Raw genomic sequence first — 16,443 nt, 5'->3', positions numbered from 1 at the left:
GACAAGGGTCTCAGCATGCGGGCAAGACGGCCTAGCGGGGCGGGGAGAGGGTCTCCACCAGGAATTCCCTCACGTGGGCCAGGATGGCCGCCCGGTCGAGCGTGGGCAGACCGACCGCCAGCTGGATGCTGAATCCGTCGAGCAGGGCCCGGACGCGGGTGGCCACGCGTTCGGCGTCCACCGGGCGGAACTCCCCGCGCGAGATGCCCTCGGCGAGCAGGGCGACCAGGTCGCGGTGCCAGGCCCCCTCGATGGCCGCCTGCCGGTCGCGCTCCTGGGGGCCGGCGTTCTGGGAGCGGTTCCAGACCTCCAGCCACAGCGTCCAGTGCGGGTCGCGGGGGCGCGTGGGCACGTACAGGTCCACGTACGCCTGCAGGCGCTCGCTCACCGGACCGCGGCGGGCGAGCAGGGCCCGCCGCTCGCCGCCCAGTTCCGCCTCGCTCCACTCCAGGGTCTGCAGCAGGAGCTCGTCCTTGCTGCGGAAGTAGTAGAGGAGGTGGCCGCTGCTCATGCCGACCTCGCGGCCCAGTCCGGCCATGGTCAGGCCTTCCAGGCCGCGCTCGGCGATCGTGGCCATGGCGGCGACGAGTACGTCCTCGCGCGGGGGCGCGTTCTTCCGCGCCGCGCGTACCGGCACTCCACCCGCCACCATGGGCCACTCCTCGTCGCTCGGCCGCCGCTCGTCGCGGCTCAGACCTTCGGCTGCTGCTGGGTGATGCAGTGGATACCGCCACCCCCGGCGAAAATCGTACGTGCGTCAACGAGTGTCACGGTCCGCTCGGGGAACAGTCCGCGGAAGATCTCGGCGGCCTCCTCGTCGCGCGGGTCGTCGAACGCGCACAGCACGACACCGCCGTTGCACAGGTAGTGATTGATGTACGAGTAGTCCACCCACTCCCCGTCCTCCTCCAGCACGGTCGGCGCCGGGACCTCCACGACCTCCAGCTGCCGCCCCCGGGCGTCGGTGGACGCGCGCAGGATGGCCGCGACGGTCTTGCAGCGCTCGTGGTCCGGGTGGGCCGGGTCGGGCTGGGTGTGGACCATGACGACGCCGGGGCGGGCGAAGGCGGCGACGATGTCGACGTGGCCCTGGGTGCCGTAGGTGCCGTAGTCGCCGGCCAGGCCGTACGGCAGCCAGATCGCCTTGGTGGTGCCGAGGTGGGCGTGGATCTCGGCCTCCACCTGCTGCCGGGTCCAGCCGGGGTTGCGGCCCTCGCCCAGCTGGACGGTGTCGGTGAGGAGCACGGTGCCCTCGCCGTCGACGTGGATGGCCCCGCCCTCGTTGACGAGCTCGGTGCTGTAGGTGCGGGTGCCGATCACGTCCGAGACATGGCGGGCGATCTTGGAGTCATGGTCCCAGCGGGCCCACTCCTGGGCGCCCCAGCCGTTGAAGGTCCAGTCGACGGCGGCCAGCTGGCCCGCGTCGTTGGTGACGAAGGTGGGGCCGATGTCGCGCATCCAGGCGTCGTCGAGCTCCTGCTCGACCAGTTGGACGTCGTCGCCGACGACGGCGCGGGCGCTCTCCGCGTCGCCGGGCGAGACCACGAGGGTCACCGGCTCGTACGCGCGGACGGCGCGGGCGACGGCGCCCCAGGCCTGGCGGGCCTCGGCGAGCTCCTGCGCGTTGGTGAAGGTCGGGTTGGGGCTGGGCCAGGCCATCCAGGTGCGCTCGTGGGGCGTCCACTCGGCGGGCATCCGGAAGCCGTCGTTCACAGGCTTGGTCATGGCAGGCGAATCCTTACGGGGCTGTGCTGGCTTACAGGAAGTACAGGCGGTTGGGGGAGACCGATGCGGCGGCTTCGGAGCGCAGCGGTTCCCCGCCGGGGGAGACCAGTCCGCTGCGCGCGTCCACATCGACCGCGCCCACCCGGGAGTTGAACCCCGGCAGGACGTCGTCCGGGCCCAGCGCGGTGCGGGCCTCCTCGATGGCCTCCGTGAGCCGCCTGCCGTCGCGCGCCGCCTCGCAGACCGTGTCCGCGATCAGGGCGGTGGCCTGCGGGACATCCGGTTTCAGGCCACGGGCCCACCGCGCCCGGGCCGGCTCCGCGGTACTGCGGAGCAGCAGCCGGTCGCGCTCCGCAGGAGTCAGCCGCACGCCGATCCACCACCTCTTGAGTCGATGGGTTAGAGCATCACTCTAACTCTTCATCTCGATGGTGGGAATCATTGACCTGGGGGCAGGCCTTGAGTCACATTGAGTGTCGCTCAAACAATGCGCAACCACCCCCCGCCCTGCCAAGGGAGTCCCCCATGCCCATCGAACAGCGCGGAGTCGACACCATCCCCGAGGACGAGCGGACGAGTGGTCCCCGTGACCTGATCTCGATCCTGCTCGGCTCCAACCTCTGCCTCGGTGTGATCGTCTTCGGCTGGCTGCCCCCGTCCTTCGGACTGGGCCTGTGGCCCTCGGTCACCGCCATCGTGACCGGCACGCTCGTCGGTATCGCCTTCACCGCGCCGCTGGCGCTCGTCTCCCTGCGCACCGCGACCAACCTCTCGACCTCCAGCGGCGCGCAGTTCGGCGTACGCGGGCGGCTCGTGGGCTCGGTGGTGGGTCTGCTGCTCTCGCTCGGCTACACCGCCCTCACCCTGTGGATCGGCGGCGACGTGATGGTGGGGGTCCTCTCTCGGCTCACCGGACTGCCGGACACCGGGGCCACGCGCGGCCTGATGTACGGCGTACTCGCCGCGTGTACCGTCGTCGCGGCCGTCTTCGGCTACAAGCTGCTGCTGCGCATGAGCAAGATCCTGGCCATCGGCATGGTGGTGCTGCTGGCCGTCGGTGTCTTCGCCTACGCCGGGGACTTCACCACCGCGGCCCCGCCGGACACCGCGTACCTCCTCGGCTCCTTCTGGCCGACCTGGATCCTCGCCGCCGTCGCCGCCGGGCTCAGCGGTCCGGTCGCCTTCATCACCCTGCTCGGCGACTACACCCGCTACATCTCCCCGCGCCGGCACAGCTCCCGCAAGGTGCTCTGGGCCACCGGCTTCGGGCTGCTCTTCGGGCTGCTGATCCCTCAGCTGTTCGGCACCTGGACGGCGCTCGCCGCCCGGGCGGGAGCCGAGTACGCCGGGCCGCTGGTCGACGCCTCGCCCTTCTGGTACCTGGTCCCGCTGCTCGCCGCGGCCGCGGCCGGCTCCGTCGGCAACGCCGGGCTGATGCTCTACTCGATGGGTCTCGACCTCGACGCCATCGTGCCCAGGGCCACCCGGACCACGGCCACGCTGGTGGCCGCGGCAGTCGCCACCGCCTTCGTGTTCATCGGCTCCTTCGAGTGGGACGTACAGTCCGCGATGACCTCGTTCGTGCTGGTGCTGACCGCGATCGGCACCCCGTGGGCGGTGATCACCCTCATCGGGTACGTGCGCTGCCGGGGGCGCTACGACGCCGACGCGCTCCAGGTCTTCAACCGCCGCTCGGTGGGCGGGATCTACTGGTACCGCTCCGGCTGGAACGTCGCGGCCACGGCCTCCTGGGCGATCGGCGCGGGCATCGGCCTGCTCGCCGTGACCACCCCCTTCTACGAGGGCCCGCTGCTCGCCCTCACCGGCGGCGTGGACTGCTCCTTCGTCCTGTCCGGCCTGACGGGCGGGCTCGTGTACGCCGCCCTCACCACCCGCCGCTCCCCCGCCCCGGTCCCGGCCGCCGCCGCCGAGGAGCCTGCGAACGCCTGAGGTCCCGCTACCCGCGCGGGCCCGGCCCTGCCGCGCGGCCGTCCGGTGTCACCCGGACGACCGCGCGGCATCGGCGGCATTTCCGCCGGCGAATGCGTTCGCCGTCACCGGGAAACAATCACTCCCCGGGCCTGCGCATCTCTCGCCTATTCCCTTTGTCCAAAGGCACACCGACAAAGACATATCGCAGGTGACGTCGCCGGTCTTCCGGTGCCCGGCCCCGCACCCTGGCCTCAGCCGCCCGGACGCTGCGTGCCACACTGGGGAGCCCTACCGTCCGCGTACGTGCCTCGACCGGGCCGCGATCAAGGAGGCCCTGGTGGTCCTGGCATCCACAACCTCGGTGGTGACGAGCGGCACGTTGATCGCCGCCGTGCCGGTGGCCCTCCTGGCCGGGCTCATCTCGTTCTTCTCCCCGTGCGTGCTGCCGCTCGTCCCCGGTTACCTCGGCTACGTCACGGGCCTCTCCGCCTCCACGCTGAACCCCGAGGCGCGGGAGGAAAAGCGTGGCCGGATGCTTCTGGGCGCACTTCTTTTCGTACTCGGTTTCTCGGCCCCATTCGTCAGCCAGGGCGCCTTCTTCGGTTATTTCGGCAGCACCCTTTCGGAATACAAGGACACGCTCGACATCGTTCTGGGAAGCCTGACGATCCTGTTCGGGCTCGCCTTCATGGGGTTCCTCCCCGGTTTCACACAGCGCGACTTCCGGATCCACCGCAAGCCCGGTGCCGGACTGCTCGGCGCACCGGTTCTCGGCTTCACGTTCGGACTCGGGTGGTCGCCTTGCATGGGCCCGACCCTCGGAGCCGTGATGAGCCTGTCCATGGGGCAGGAGAGCCCGGGCCGGGGCGCGCTCCTCGTGGCCTTCTTCTGCCTGGGCCTGGGCGTTCCGTTCATCCTCGCGGCCGTCGCGTTCCGCCGGTCGATGAAGGCGTTCGGATGGGTCAAGCAGCACTACTCGCTGGTGATCAAGATCGGTGGAGGATTCCTCATCGCGGTGGGAGTGCTCCTCGTCACCGGCCTGTGGAGCGACTTCGTCTACCAGCTGCAGATCTGGCTGCCCGCGTCCAACGCGGTCGGGATCTGAGCGGGGGCGGTGTCTGCGGCCGGGTGACCGGCCCCGCCGACCGGCCCCTTCACCGCGAAAGCGCCTCGGACGGGGCGGGAACGAGGAACTCGACGGTCCTCGTTCTCGCCGGTCGGAGGCGCTTTCACGGTTTCGCGGTCTAGCCCAGCGGGTGCATCCAGCCGTGGGTGTCGGCGCTGTGGCCGGTCTGGAGTTCCAGCAGGGCCTTGCGCAGGCGCATGGTGACCTGGCCCGGCTCGCCGTCGCCCTGGGTCCAGTTGGCGCGCTCGGACTTGACCGAGCCGACCGGGGTGATGACGGCGGCGGTGCCGCAGGCGAACACCTCGGTGAGGGTGCCGTTCTCGTTGTCGCGCTGCCAGTCCTCGGTGGTCAGACGGCCCTCCTCGGCGGTGTAACCGAGGTCGCGGGCGATGGTGAGGAGCGAGTCGCGGGTGATGCCGGGCAGGAGCGAGCCGGTGAGCTCCGGGGTGACGATGCGGTCGCCGTACACGAAGTACAGGTTCATCCCGCCCATCTCCTCGATCCAGCGGTGCTCGACGGCGTCGAGCCAGACCACCTGGTCGCAGCCGTGCGAGGCCGCCTGGGCCTGCGCGACGAGCGAAGCGGCGTAGTTGCCGCCGGTCTTGGCCGCTCCGGTGCCGCCCTTGACCGCGCGGACGTAGTCCTCGGAGAGCCAGACGGAGACGGGCTTGACGCCACCGGGGAAGTACGCGCCGGCGGGCGAGGCGATGACGATGAAGAGGAACTCGTTCGCCGGGCGGACGCCGAGGCCGACCTCGGAGGCGAACATGAAGGGGCGCAGGTAGAGGGAGGCCTCGCCGGAGTCCGGCACCCAGGCGCGGTCCTGCTTGATCAGCGCGTCGCAGGCGTCGATGAAGAGCTCGGTCGGCAGCTCCGGCATGGCCATGCGGCGCGCGGAGGACTGGAAGCGCGCGGCGTTGGCCTCGGGGCGGAAGGTGGCCACGGTGCCGTCGGGCTGGCGGTAGGCCTTGAGCCCCTCGAAGATCGTCTGCGCGTAGTGCAGCGTCATGTTCGCCGGGTCGATCGCGAGCGGCGCGTACGGGACCAGCTCGGCATCGTGCCAGCCGCGACCCTCGGTCCACTTGATCGTCACCATGTGGTCGGTGAAGTGGCGGCCGAAGCCGGGGCTGGCCAGGATCGCCTCGCGCTCCGCATCGGACAGCGGGTTCGAGGAGGGCTTGAGCTCGATCGTGGGCGTCGTCATGAGTGCTTGTCCTTCACCGGTTGTGTATGGCGGACCGCGCTCACGGCGTACTAGGACGTCCGAGCTTCCCCGCATTCCGCGGCCTCGCGTTCGATTATCGCGCGCGGGAAGGCTTCGGAGAAGCGGGGAGCGGCCCAGGGGAGATGGTGGCACCCGGGGCCGCGCAGGAGAAGCCGCCGGGTCCCATTGTGCCCCGGCGGCTTCCTGAGGTGGAGCTGCCGGGTCAGCCGGCTACGCGGGCGGCGAGGGCGTCGCCGATCGCGTCGGTGGAGCGGAAGGTTCCGTCGCGTTCCGCCAGGTCGGCGGAGACCGCGTCCTCGATGCGGGCGGCCTGGGCCTCGTAGCCCAGGTGGCGCAGCAGGAGGGCGACGGAGAGGATCGTCGCGGTCGGGTCGGCCTTGCCGGTGCCGGCGATGTCCGGGGCCGAGCCGTGGACGGGCTCGAACATGGACGGGAAGGCGCCGGTCGGGTTGATGTTCCCGGAGGCGGCGAGGCCGATTCCGCCGGTCACGGCGGCGGCCAGGTCGGTGAGGATGTCACCGAAGAGGTTGTCCGTGACGATGACGTCGAAGCGCTCGGGCTGCGTGACGAAGAAGATCGTCGCGGCGTCGACGTGCAGGTAGTCGGTGGTGACCTCGGGGTACTCCTGGCCGACCTTGTCGAAGATGTTCTTCCACATGTGGCCCGCGTACACGAGGACGTTGTTCTTGTGGACCAGCGTCAGCTTCTTGCGGGGGCGGGCGTTCGCCCGCTCGTACGCGTCACGGACGACGCGCTCGACGCCGTACGCGGTGTTGATGCTGACCTCGGTGGCCACCTCGGCGGGGGTGCCGGTGCGCAGGCTGCCGCCGTTGCCGGTGTACGGACCCTCGGTGCCCTCGCGGACCACGACGAAGTCGATCTCCGGGCGGCCGGCGAGCGGGGTGGCCGTGTTCGGGAACAGCTTCGACGGGCGCAGGTTGATGAAGTGGTCGAAGGCGAAGCGGAGCTTCAGCAGCAGACCGCGCTCCAGGACGCCGGACGGGACCGACGGGTCGCCGATGGCGCCGAGCAGGATCGCGTCGTGGTGCTTGAGGGCTTCGAGCTCCGCCTCCGGGAGGGTCTCCCCGGTGCGGTGCCAGCGCTGGGCGCCGAGGTCGTACTGCTTGGTCTCCAGCTTCACATCCTGGGGCAGGACCGCGGTAAGGACCTTGAGTCCCTGAGCCACGACTTCCTGGCCGATGCCATCACCGGGGATCACTGCGAGATTGATGCTGGTCGACATGACGGAACCGTACTCCGTGTCCCAGCCCTCAGACATTCTGCGTCCACCATGTGGACCTATGGGAACGCAGAACGTCTCGGGCCGCGCAGGTCAGTGGCCGGTCGACCCGCCGTTGTCACGGCGGTCGAGGGCGCGCTGGAGAGCGGCGGCGGCGTTCTTGCGGTCGTCGGCCGATGCGGAGGTGTGGCGGACGCGGCGGGTGGCGGTGGACGTGGTCATGGTGATCGACTCCTTGAGATCACGGCGTGGCGGGGCCACGGATGAGGGGTTCCTTCAAGGCGCCGGAAGAGGCGGGGAGCAGTGCGCCGCAGGGGTTGCCTGCCAGGGGCGCGCGCTCTCGACCGCCATTCGCCTGATCGGCGAGACGTTCGGCTTCTACAAAGCTAGGCCAGGTCCCGTTGTATGTCTCGGCAATTACTCGGGCTTCCTACTATCTGAGACGCGCAGTCCCCCGGAAAGCCCCTCCCAGAGGGTCCGTTTCAGCCCGTTTCTGAGCGAAGTTCCCTGATCAGAGCCCGTACGGCGAGAGTTGAGGCCGATTCCGCCGTAGTGACGTATCCCACCTGCCTCACCGGCCCCCCGGGGCCCAGATCGGCGATGTCCACCGCCTCGGTCGCCTCCTTCAGGGACAGCTCGGGCATGATCGCCATGCCGAGCCCGCGGCCGACCATGGTCAGCACCATCGCGTCGTCCTCCGCCTTGACCGTCGCCCGCGGGATCCAGTCCTGGGCCCGCCACCACGAGCGGGTGTAGGAGCCGCAGTTCTCGTCCCAGTCCATCAGCGGCAGGCTCTTGGGATCCGGGTGCCCGGCCGGGTGCACCAGGCGGTACGCCTCCTGCGCGAGCACCCCGGTCAGCAGGCCGGGAGCCACGTCCTGCGGGCCGCCCAGCGTGGCGATGCCCAGGTCGGCGCGGCCCGCCAGCACCTCCCCGGCCGTACCGGCGCCGATCTCGCGCACCACGCGGACCTCCGGGCGGATGCCCGGGTGCCGCGCCGTGAGCCGCTCCAGCGCGGGCGGCAGCAGATGCAGGGCCGCGCTACGGAACGCGGCGATCCGCAGCACCCCCTCCACCGTGCCCCGGGCAGCGCCGCGGACCTCCGCGCCGAGGGCCTCGTACATCCGCAGGATCCGGCGGGCGAGGGCGACGGCCCGCTCCCCCGCCGGGGTGGGGGTGGCCCCGGTGCGACCGCGTTCGAAGAGCACCGCGCCGGCCTTGGCCTCGCTGCCGCGCACCGAGTGGGAGACGGCCGACTGGGTGAGACCGAGCGTGGCCGCCGCGGCGGAGAAGCCACCCGTGTCGGCGACGGCGACCAGGATCCGCAGTTCCTGGGGCAGCAGGTCGGCAGTGCTTCCCGCCATGGGCGCTTCCACCTCGTTCTATGAGCGGTGTTCATGGATGTGTGGCTTCCATGAACGCAACCCTCTGCCCCGGCCGGCCATTCCTTTCTAGCGTCGTGCCCATGACCACGAACACCGCTTACGCCGTGCACCAGATCGCCCGCCCCACCGGCTTTCCCGCCGCCGGGGACTTCACCTGCGCCGCCTCCCCGATCCCGCGGCCCGAGCCCGGCACCGCGCTCGTCGAGAACCTCCTGCTCTCGGTGGACCCGTACCACCGGGGCATGATGGACGGCGGTGAGGGCGGCTTCGAGCTGAACACCCCGCTGGAGGGCCGTTCGGTGGGCCGGGTGCTCGCCTCCCGCGACCCGGGGCTGCGCGAGGGCGACCTGGTCTTCCACCGCGCGGGCTGGCGGACCCACGCCCTGGTCGCCCTCGGCGTGGACGGCACGCGCAAGCTGCGGGGCCACGAGGGGGTCCCGCTGGAGGCCTACCTCTCCATCCTGGGCGGCACCGGCCTGACCGCGTACGCGGCCCTGACCCGGACGGCCGCCCTGCGCAGCGGCGAGGACCTCTTCGTCTCCGCCGCCGCGGGCGGGGTCGGCACGGCCACCGGCCACATCGCCCGGCTGCTGGGCGCCCGGCGGATCATCGGCAGCGCGGGCTCGGCGGCCAAGGTCCGCCACCTCACGGGCACGCTCGGCTTCGACGCGGCCTTCGACTACCACGACGGGCCGGTCGGGGAGCAGCTCGCGCAGGCCGCGCCGGACGGGATCGACGTGTACGTGGACAACGTCGGCGGGGACCACCTGGAAGGGGCGATCGACGCGCTGCGCGAGCACGGACGGGTCGCCTGGGTGGGCGCGATCTCGATGTACAACGGGGACCGCTCGCCGGCCGCGCCCCGCAACCTCTTCGAGGTCGTACACAAGTCCCTGCGCCTGGAAGGTGTATTGGTTCGCAATCACACCAATCTGCAGGACGAGTTGGAGGGCTTCCTCGTCCCCCATCTGCGCAGCGGCCGGATCGGCACCGACACCACCGTTGTCCAGGGCTTTGACCGGACCGTCGAGGCCTTTCTGGGCATGCTCCGCGGGGACAACCTGGGCAAGATGCTGGTCCGGGTCGGGGGCTGATTCCGGCCACCCTTATGTTCACCGTTTTCTTACCGCACGGATGTAGACCTTTGATCCGGGCACCGCCACTCTTGCCGTCGATGTGCCGCCGGGGCACGTGAGTTGGAGGCGAGAGGCCAGTGACACCCATCAGCCGCAGAGGTTTCGTGGGAATCGGCGCCGGGCTGGTGGCGGGTGCCACCCTGCCCGCGGTCGCACCGACGACGGCGGCCGCGGCCGCCGCGACCGGCACCATCACCGATGTGAAGCACGTGGTGATCCTGATGCAGGAGAACCGGAGCTTCGACCACTACTTCGGGAAGCTGAAGGGCGTCCGCGGGTTCGGCGACCGCGCCGCCGGCAACATCCCGGGCGGCTGGGGCATGTTCAACCAGCCCAACTGGGGCGGACGCCAGTACCCGTGGAAGCTGTCGGCCACCCCGCCGGCGGGCGGCGCGGACGGCGCGACCCTGGCCCAGTGCACCGGAGACCTCCCGCACAGCTGGACCTCGCAGCACGCCGCCTGGAACAAGGGCCGGATGGACAACTGGGTCACCGGCGTCGGCAATGCCCGTACCCTCGGCCACCTGGACCGGGGGGACATCCCTTTCCACTACGGCCTCGCCGACAGCTACACGGTCTGCGACGCGTACTTCTGCTCCGCCCTCAGCGCGACCGGCCCCAACCGCACCTTCCTGTGGAGCGGCAAGATCGACGCCACCAGCAAGGACGGCGGCGAGGAGTCCGGGCTGACCTGGGAGACGTACGCAGAGGCCCTCCAGCGGGCCGGCATGAGCTGGAAGGTCTACCAGAACGCCCAGGACAACTACGGGGACAACGGGCTCGCCTACTTCAAGCGGTTCACGGACGCCGCCCCCGGCGACCCGCTGTGGGACCGGGGCATGGGCTCGGTCCCGAAGGTCACCGGCTCCACCCCGGACGACATCGCGGCCGCCATCCGCGCGGACGTCCTCGCGGGCACCCTCCCCCAGGTCTCCTGGGTCGTGGCGAGCGAGGCCTTCTCGGAGCACCCGTACGCCCCGCCCGGCGACGGCGCCCATTTCGTGGACCTGGTCTACCGCGCCCTGGCCGCCGACCCCGAGGTGTTCGACTCCACGGTCCTCTTCCTCAACTACGACGAGAACGACGGGTTCTTCGACCACGTGCCGCCGCCGGTCGCCCCGCCCGGCACCCCCGGCGAGTACATCGACGGACTCCCCGTCGGCCTCGGCTTCCGCGTCCCGATGATCGTGATGTCCCCCTGGACCCGCGGCGGCTGGGTGAGCTCGGAGGTCTTCGACCACACCTCCGTGCTGCGGTTCATGGAGAAGTGGACGGCCGCCCTCGGCACCCCCGCCACCTGCCCGAACATCAGCGCCTGGCGCCGCAAGGTGGTCGGCGACCTGACCGGTGTCTTCGACTTCGCGCACCCGGTCTACGGGGTCCCCGCGGGCCTCCCGTCCACCGCCAAGGTGATCGGACAGGCGACCTGCGCCCCGCTCCCCAACCCGGCGCCGCAGGACAACGCCCTCCCCGTGCAGGAGCCCGGAACCCGCCCGGCGCGGGCCCTGCCGTACCAGGTGAACGGCAATCTGGACCGCTTCGAGTTCGGGCCGGCCGGCCAGATCACGGCCTGGTTCTCGATGGCCAACCAGGGCGCCGAGGCGAAGCGGGCGGCGCACTTCTCGATCCACCCGCACCAGTACCGGGACACGACGGCCTGGCAGTACACCGTCGACCCGGGCGGCACCGGCAGCGACTACTTCCACATCGGCCTCGGCCACGGCTCGGGCAAGTACGACATCTCGATGCACGGGCCGAACCGCTTCCTGCGGCGCTTCATCGGCGACGCGTCGAAGCCGGGCAAGGACATCGAGGTGGCGGCCCGCTTCGCGGTCGAGCCGGGCACCGGCAGGCCGGCGGTCTACTTCAGGATGAAGAACTCCTCCGGCTCCCCCGTCACCTTCACCATCCGCTCGAACGCCTACCGCACGGACGGCCCGTGGACCTACACGGTCCCGGCGAACTCCTCGCGCGAGGACTTCTTCAACGCCGTGGCCTACAGCAAGGGCTGGTACGACTTCACGATCCTGGCCGACTCCGACGGCACCTGGTCGCGCCGCTACACGGGCCACATCGAGACGGGCGCGGCGAGCGTCTCGGGCTGAGGCCGTCCCTTTCGGATCCTGTCGGCCGAGCCGGCGGCGTCCGGTGCCGTGGCCGGCAAGGCGCAGGGGCGCCCGTGTACCGGACGTACCCGGGCGGCCCCGACAACGCGGCCGGGTGCGGTGCCGGGCGTCGCGGGCCCGACAAGATCCGGAAGAGACGGCCCGGGCGTCGGCACGGTCCGGGAGACGCCCTAGAGGACGTCCCCGTTGCGCCAGTCGAAGTCGAGCGGCGCGGCGGGGTCCAGGCGGACTCCGCCGGGCGGTGTCCACACGTAGGTGGATCCCTCCTCCTCGGGCAGCCGCACCGGCCCGTCCGGCGAGAGCGCCCCCACCCGGCCCGGCCACGCCGACCAGCCGCGGGCGAGGTAGAGCCCGGCCCCCTCCTCGGACGCCGAGAGCGCACCGAGCTCGTAGGCCCCCGCGACGACCTCCTCCAGCCGCGCCATCACCTGGCCGCCGAGGCCCTGGCGCCGCAGACCGGGCCGTACGGCCACGGCCTCGACGTATCCGGTGCGCAGGGCGCGTCCCCGGTGCACGACCCGCCGCTGCACGACGCTGCCGTGGGCGACGAGCCCGCCGTCGATGCCGATCACGACGTGCATCCCGCCGAGCGCGTGCTCGAAGTCCTCGTCGGCGAAGTCCCCCGCGAAGGCGTCGTCGAGGAGGGATCTGATCGCCCGGAGCTCGTCGGCGGTCAGTTGCGAGGTGTGCGCGGTCAGCGTGTCCATGGCCGCTCCAGCCAGTCGGTGTACCGGGTGGGGGAACCGGGGCCGGTCGCCCGTCCCGCGACCGTACCAAGGACCGCATTGCGGACGCCGGGGGGGCGTCCACCGGCCGCCATCGGCCGAAGCCGCTCTAGCGGTCTGGACCATTGCCTCGGCAGACTCGCCCCATGTCGCCCCGTACCCAGCAGTGGACCCCGATCCACGGCCAGCCGTACCGTCCCGTCCCCTACCGGCCCGAGCGGATGGCGCGCGGTGAATCGCTCGCGCGCGCCGCCGAGTTGCGGGCCCGGATGGACGAGCGGCGGACCGTGCGCCACTTCTCCCCCGACCCGGTGCCCGAGCAGGTGGTCCGGGACGCCATCGCCTGCGCCGCGACCGCCCCCTCCGGAGCGCACCAGCAGCCATGGACCTTCGTCCTGGTCAAGAACCCGGAAGTCCGCCGGCAGATCCGCGCCGCGGCCGAGCAGGAGGAGCAGCTGTCCTACGACGGCCGGCTGGGCGACGAGTGGCTCGCCGCCCTGCGGCCGATCGGCACGGACGCCGTGAAGACCCACCTCACGGACGCCCCGGCGCTGATCGTGGTCTTCCAGCAGCGCTACTGGCTCGGGCCGGACGGCACCAAGCACAAGCACTACTACGTCGACGAGTCGGTCGGCATCGCGGTCGGCATGCTCCTGTCCGCCCTCCACCTGTCCGGCCTCGCGGCGCTCATCCACACCCCCAGCCCCATGCGTTTCCTCAGCCACGTCCTGGACCGCCCGGAGAACGAAAAGGCCTTCGCCGTGATCCCGGTGGGCTACCCGGCGGACGACTGCGAGGTCCCGGACCTCCGGCGCAAGTCCCTGGACCAGGTCATCGTGGAGGTGTGACGGCCTCGCCGCCGGGCTGCTCGGGGGCGGGCCCGGACGGCCCGCCCCCGAGGGCCTCGGCGAGCCGCATCCCGATCCGTACCCGGTCCTGCGGGGTGCCGGCGTCCATGGCGGCGCGTACCTGCCGCAGGATCAGCCAGTCCCGCGCCACCTTGGCGACCCCGAGCACGGCCGCCGTCACGATCGCCGCGGTCAGCATCCGTCCGCCCTCCGCGCCGTGGCGTACGAAACGTGGCAAGGCCTGCGCCGCAGGGTGACGAAGGCTCCGCCCAGTGCGATCTCACCGGGGAACCACGGCTGGTCCCGCAGCCTCTCCGCGATCTGGCCGGGCCGCTCGGCCAGACCGCTGCGGCGCAGCCGCCGCTCCAGTTCGTCCCGTTCCACGCCGCAGCACCACTCGACGACCACGTCCCCGCCGCCGTGCGTGTAGACGTTCGCCGGTCCGTGCACGGCTCCGGCGGCGCCCAGCAGCCCGGGACGCCTCAGCATCCTGCTGTTCAGCCAGTCCTGCGCCGCGACCGAGCCGGCATCGCCCCCCGTGCCGACGCGCCCCCTCAGCTCCGCCGCCTCGACGGGGTGCAGGCGATGACGGTGGCGCCGCCACAGCTGTGTCAGTCCGTCACCGTGCTCCGGCAGCTTCGGGCGCCAGTCCGGGTCGGGGTGCACCAGCGTCACCGTCGCCCGGTCCCGCAGCTGGGTCAGGGCCCAGTTGCAGCCCGTCGCTGCGATGCGCAGCCCCGGCACCCCGCGCAGTCCGCCGTAGTGCTCGTCGAGGCGCGGCAGCACCTCGGACAGGACCCGGTCCGCCATCGCCGGATGCAGGGTGAGGGCCAGACCGGCGCCGTCCGGGCCGGCGGCGGTGAAGCCGAGCAGGGCCCCGTCCCGGCGGTCGTGTTCCCGGAGCCCGTCGGCGAGCGCGGCCACCAGGAGTGACTCGAAGGCGCGCTGCGCCTCGCCCCCGGGCTCGGGGACGGGCCGGCTGCGGGTGATGAGGCCGGCTTCGGCCCAGCCGAGGCAGGTGCGGTGCGGCAGGCCGGTGGCCTCACGGCAGATGGTGGCCACGCGGTGGCGGTTGTCGGTGCGCCTGGACATACGTCTCCCCGGGCGTCGTCCCGGTACGGACGCTGAGAGGTCTCGTATCTCCTGGCAGAAATCCCACCCCGTACGGGAACTCGTCAGAGCCCTCGGCTCCCTCGGGTAACCGGGCCCGAGTACTGGAGCGTGTCGCCGTACACGACAACTGGGCTCAGGCTAGCAGGAGTTGCCGGAGGGGGAAATGGATACCGCCCCCGCTCCGGACTTGGGGGTGCCGGAACGGGGGCGGGGTTCAGCGGGGCGGAGATCAGCCCATGTGGGGGTACGCGTAGTCGGTCGGCGCGACCAGCGTCTCCTTGATCGAGCGGGTGGAGGTCCAGCGCATCAGGTTCGACGCGGCGCCCGCCTTGTCGTTCGTACCCGAGGCGCGGCCACCACCGAAGGGCTGCTGGCCGACGACGGCGCCGGTGGACTTGTCGTTGATGTAGAAGTTGCCCGCCGCGAAGCGGAGCTTCTCCATCGCGTCCGCGGCCGCGTAGCGGTCGGCGGCGATGATCGAGCCGGTCAGGGCGTACGCCGAGACGGACTCCATCTGGGCCAGCATCGCGTCGAACTCGGCGTCCTCGTAGACGTGGACGGCGAGGATCGGGCCGAAGTACTCGGTCGTGAAGACCTCGTTCTCCGGGTCGGTGCACGCGATGACGGTCGGGCGGACGAAATAGCCCTCCGCGTCGTCGTAGGTGCCACCGGCGATGATCTCGCAGGTCGGGTCGGCGATGGCGCGGTCGATCGCGGCCTTGTTCTTCGCGAAGGAACGCTCGTCGATGACGGCGCCGATGAAGTTGGTCAGGTCGCGGACGTCACCCATGGTGATCCCGTCGACCTCGGCCGCGAAGGCTTCCTTGAAGCCGTCGTTCCAGATCGAGGCCGGGACGTAGGCGCGCGAGGACGCCGAGCACTTCTGGCCCTGGAACTCGAAGGAGCCGCGGGTCAGGGCGGTCTTCAGGACGGCGCGGTCCGCGGACGGGTGCGCGACGACGAAGTCCTTGCCGCCGGTCTCGCCGACCAGGCGCGGGTAGGACTTGTACTTCTCGATGTTGTTGCCGACCGTCTTCCACAGGTACTGGAAGGTCTTGGTCGAGCCGGTGAAGTGGATGCCGGCCAGCTCGGGGTGGTTCAGGGCCACCTCCGACACCGCGATGCCGTCGCCGGTCACCAGGTTGATGACGCCCTTGGGCAGGCCGGCCTCCTCCAGGAGCTCCATGAGGAGGATCGCGGAGTGGGTCTGCGTCGGGGAGGGCTTCCACAGGACCACGTTGCCCATGAGGGCGGGGGCGGTCGGCAGGTTGCCCGCGATGGCCGTGAAGTTGAACGGCGTGATCGCGTAGACGAAGCCTTCGAGCGGGCGGTGGTCGCTGCGGTTCCACACGCCGGCGGAGTTCGCGACCGGCTGCTCGGCCAGGATCTGGCGGGCGAAGTGGACGTTGAAGCGCCAGAAGTCGACGAGCTCGCACGGGGTGTCGATCTCGGCCTGCTGCGCGGTCTTCGACTGGCCCAGCATGGTGGAGGCGGCGAGCTTCTCGCGCCACGGACCGGACAGCAGCTCGGCGGCGCGCAGGATGATCGCGGCGCGGTCGTCGAAGGACATCGAGCGCCAGGCGGGGGCGGCGGCGAGGGCGGCGTCGATGGCCTCCTGCGCGTCGGCCTCGGTGGCGTTGGCGTAGGTGCCGAGCACCGACTTGTGGTCGTGCGGCTGGACCACGTCGAAACGCTCGCCGCCGCCCATCCGCTTGACGCCGTTGATCGTCATCGGAAGTTCGATCGGGTTCTCGGACAGCAGCTTGAGCTGCGCTTCGAGCCGCGTGCGCTCCGGGGTGCCGGGGGCGTACGAGTGGACCGGCTCGTTGACCGGCGCGGGGACCTGGGTCACAGCATCCATG

At 71.2% G+C, this 16,443-nt stretch carries 15 protein-coding genes and 1 pseudogene; 5 read left to right on the top strand and 11 right to left on the bottom strand.

The window, feature by feature from the left end; all coding sequences use genetic code 11:
- Nucleotides 1-31: 31 nt before the first annotated feature.
- The 3 genes and pseudogenes from DEJ51_RS23805 to DEJ51_RS23795 all read right to left on the bottom strand — a co-directional run.
- Nucleotides 32-652 carry a TetR/AcrR family transcriptional regulator gene (locus tag DEJ51_RS23805; protein ID WP_150259638.1) on the bottom strand — a complete coding sequence of 207 codons (621 nt, stop codon included), beginning with the start codon at nucleotides 650-652 and terminating at the stop codon, nucleotides 32-34.
- Between the two features lie 38 nt (nucleotides 653-690).
- Nucleotides 691-1,725 carry an agmatine/peptidylarginine deiminase gene (locus DEJ51_RS23800; RefSeq protein ID WP_150259636.1) on the bottom strand — a complete coding sequence of 345 codons (1,035 nt, stop codon included), beginning with the start codon at nucleotides 1,723-1,725 and terminating at the stop codon, nucleotides 691-693.
- A gap of 52 nt (nucleotides 1,726-1,777) precedes the next feature.
- Nucleotides 1,778-2,095: pseudogene (locus DEJ51_RS23795) on the bottom strand (urease subunit gamma); the annotation flags it as partial.
- A 155-nt stretch (nucleotides 2,096-2,250) separates the two neighbouring features.
- Between DEJ51_RS23795 and DEJ51_RS23790 the strand changes: the two are divergent.
- Both DEJ51_RS23790 and DEJ51_RS23785 read left to right on the top strand, forming a co-directional pair.
- Nucleotides 2,251-3,675, top strand: coding sequence for a cytosine permease (locus DEJ51_RS23790; RefSeq protein WP_150259634.1), 1,425 nt, complete (start codon nucleotides 2,251-2,253; stop codon nucleotides 3,673-3,675).
- A 316-nt stretch (nucleotides 3,676-3,991) separates the two neighbouring features.
- Nucleotides 3,992-4,762, top strand: a complete 771-nt coding sequence (locus DEJ51_RS23785) for a cytochrome c biogenesis CcdA family protein (RefSeq protein ID WP_150262108.1) — start codon at nucleotides 3,992-3,994, stop codon at nucleotides 4,760-4,762.
- A gap of 139 nt (nucleotides 4,763-4,901) precedes the next feature.
- On the opposite strand, the gene DEJ51_RS23780 is transcribed toward DEJ51_RS23785, so the two are convergent.
- The 4 genes from DEJ51_RS23780 to DEJ51_RS23770 form a co-directional block, all read right to left on the bottom strand.
- Nucleotides 4,902-5,987 (bottom strand): branched-chain amino acid aminotransferase, encoded by a 1,086-nt coding sequence (locus tag DEJ51_RS23780; RefSeq protein WP_150259632.1) that lies wholly within the window; start codon nucleotides 5,985-5,987, stop codon nucleotides 4,902-4,904.
- Nucleotides 5,988-6,210: 223 nt separating this feature from the next.
- Entirely contained in the window at nucleotides 6,211-7,251 is a 1,041-nt protein-coding gene (locus tag DEJ51_RS23775; RefSeq protein ID WP_150259630.1) for a 3-isopropylmalate dehydrogenase, read from the bottom strand.
- Between the two features lie 90 nt (nucleotides 7,252-7,341).
- On the bottom strand, nucleotides 7,342-7,470 hold the full coding sequence (locus DEJ51_RS35600; RefSeq protein ID WP_263411712.1) for a hypothetical protein: 129 nt from the start codon (nucleotides 7,468-7,470) through the stop codon (nucleotides 7,342-7,344).
- Nucleotides 7,471-7,730: 260 nt separating this feature from the next.
- A complete protein-coding gene (locus DEJ51_RS23770) occupies nucleotides 7,731-8,612 on the bottom strand; it encodes a LysR family transcriptional regulator (protein ID WP_150259628.1) in 882 nt (293 codons plus the stop codon).
- A 101-nt stretch (nucleotides 8,613-8,713) separates the two neighbouring features.
- Here DEJ51_RS23770 and DEJ51_RS23765 point away from each other — a divergent pair, with 101 nt between their 5' ends.
- Together DEJ51_RS23765 and DEJ51_RS23760 are read left to right on the top strand one after the other, a co-directional pair.
- Entirely contained in the window at nucleotides 8,714-9,727 is a 1,014-nt protein-coding gene (locus DEJ51_RS23765; protein ID WP_150259626.1) for an NADP-dependent oxidoreductase, read from the top strand.
- A 119-nt stretch (nucleotides 9,728-9,846) separates the two neighbouring features.
- Nucleotides 9,847-11,874 (top strand): phosphocholine-specific phospholipase C, encoded by a 2,028-nt coding sequence (locus DEJ51_RS23760; RefSeq protein ID WP_150259624.1) that lies wholly within the window; start codon nucleotides 9,847-9,849, stop codon nucleotides 11,872-11,874.
- Between the two features lie 191 nt (nucleotides 11,875-12,065).
- Here DEJ51_RS23760 and DEJ51_RS23755 read toward each other — a convergent pair whose 3' ends face one another.
- The gene (locus tag DEJ51_RS23755; protein WP_150259622.1) at nucleotides 12,066-12,602 is read right to left on the bottom strand and encodes a GNAT family N-acetyltransferase; all 537 of its coding nucleotides are present in this window, start codon (nucleotides 12,600-12,602) and stop codon (nucleotides 12,066-12,068) included.
- Between the two features lie 164 nt (nucleotides 12,603-12,766).
- On the opposite strand from DEJ51_RS23755, the gene DEJ51_RS23750 reads away from it, so the two are divergent.
- A complete protein-coding gene (locus tag DEJ51_RS23750; RefSeq protein ID WP_150259621.1) occupies nucleotides 12,767-13,468 on the top strand; it encodes a nitroreductase family protein in 702 nt (233 codons plus the stop codon).
- On the opposite strand, the gene DEJ51_RS23745 is transcribed toward DEJ51_RS23750, so the two are convergent.
- The 3 genes from DEJ51_RS23745 to pruA all read right to left on the bottom strand — a co-directional run bounded on the left by DEJ51_RS23745 (nucleotide 13,452) and on the right by pruA (nucleotide 16,442).
- The gene (locus tag DEJ51_RS23745) at nucleotides 13,452-13,667 is read right to left on the bottom strand and encodes a hypothetical protein (protein ID WP_150259619.1); all 216 of its coding nucleotides are present in this window, start codon (nucleotides 13,665-13,667) and stop codon (nucleotides 13,452-13,454) included. The two genes, DEJ51_RS23750 and DEJ51_RS23745, sit on opposite strands and share 17 nt — an antisense overlap.
- On the bottom strand, nucleotides 13,661-14,560 hold the full coding sequence (locus DEJ51_RS23740) for a hypothetical protein (RefSeq protein WP_150259617.1): 900 nt from the start codon (nucleotides 14,558-14,560) through the stop codon (nucleotides 13,661-13,663). Before DEJ51_RS23740 ends, DEJ51_RS23745 begins: the two co-directional genes overlap by 7 nt.
- A gap of 250 nt (nucleotides 14,561-14,810) precedes the next feature.
- Nucleotides 14,811-16,442: an L-glutamate gamma-semialdehyde dehydrogenase gene (pruA, locus tag DEJ51_RS23735; protein ID WP_150259615.1), complete on the bottom strand. Its 1,632-nt coding sequence runs from the start codon at nucleotides 16,440-16,442 to the stop codon at nucleotides 14,811-14,813.
- Nucleotide 16,443 lies beyond the last annotated feature (1 nt).

This window comes from Streptomyces venezuelae, assembly GCF_008642275.1.
GTDB classification, from domain to species: Bacteria; Actinomycetota; Actinomycetes; order Streptomycetales; family Streptomycetaceae; genus Streptomyces; species Streptomyces venezuelae_E.
Note: the sequence above shows the minus strand (reverse complement) of the source record. Positions and strands in the feature narration are given on the sequence as shown.

Coding starts and splice junctions, on each gene's coding strand:
- DEJ51_RS23805 (WP_150259638.1), bottom strand. CDS start 652: ATGGTGGCGGGTGGAGTGCCGGTACGCGCGGCGCGGAAGAACGCGCCC.
- DEJ51_RS23800 (WP_150259636.1), bottom strand. CDS start 1,725: ATGACCAAGCCTGTGAACGACGGCTTCCGGATGCCCGCCGAGTGGACG.
- DEJ51_RS23790 (WP_150259634.1), top strand. CDS start 2,251: ATGCCCATCGAACAGCGCGGAGTCGACACCATCCCCGAGGACGAGCGG.
- DEJ51_RS23780 (WP_150259632.1), bottom strand. CDS start 5,987: ATGACGACGCCCACGATCGAGCTCAAGCCCTCCTCGAACCCGCTGTCC.
- DEJ51_RS23775 (WP_150259630.1), bottom strand. CDS start 7,251: ATGTCGACCAGCATCAATCTCGCAGTGATCCCCGGTGATGGCATCGGC.
- DEJ51_RS35600 (WP_263411712.1), bottom strand. CDS start 7,470: ATGACCACGTCCACCGCCACCCGCCGCGTCCGCCACACCTCCGCATCG.
- DEJ51_RS23770 (WP_150259628.1), bottom strand. CDS start 8,612: ATGGCGGGAAGCACTGCCGACCTGCTGCCCCAGGAACTGCGGATCCTG.
- DEJ51_RS23765 (WP_150259626.1), top strand. CDS start 8,714: ATGACCACGAACACCGCTTACGCCGTGCACCAGATCGCCCGCCCCACC.
- DEJ51_RS23755 (WP_150259622.1), bottom strand. CDS start 12,602: ATGGACACGCTGACCGCGCACACCTCGCAACTGACCGCCGACGAGCTC.
- DEJ51_RS23750 (WP_150259621.1), top strand. CDS start 12,767: ATGTCGCCCCGTACCCAGCAGTGGACCCCGATCCACGGCCAGCCGTAC.
- DEJ51_RS23745 (WP_150259619.1), bottom strand. CDS start 13,667: ATGCTGACCGCGGCGATCGTGACGGCGGCCGTGCTCGGGGTCGCCAAG.
- DEJ51_RS23740 (WP_150259617.1), bottom strand. CDS start 14,560: ATGTCCAGGCGCACCGACAACCGCCACCGCGTGGCCACCATCTGCCGT.
- pruA (WP_150259615.1), bottom strand. CDS start 16,442: ATGGATGCTGTGACCCAGGTCCCCGCGCCGGTCAACGAGCCGGTCCAC.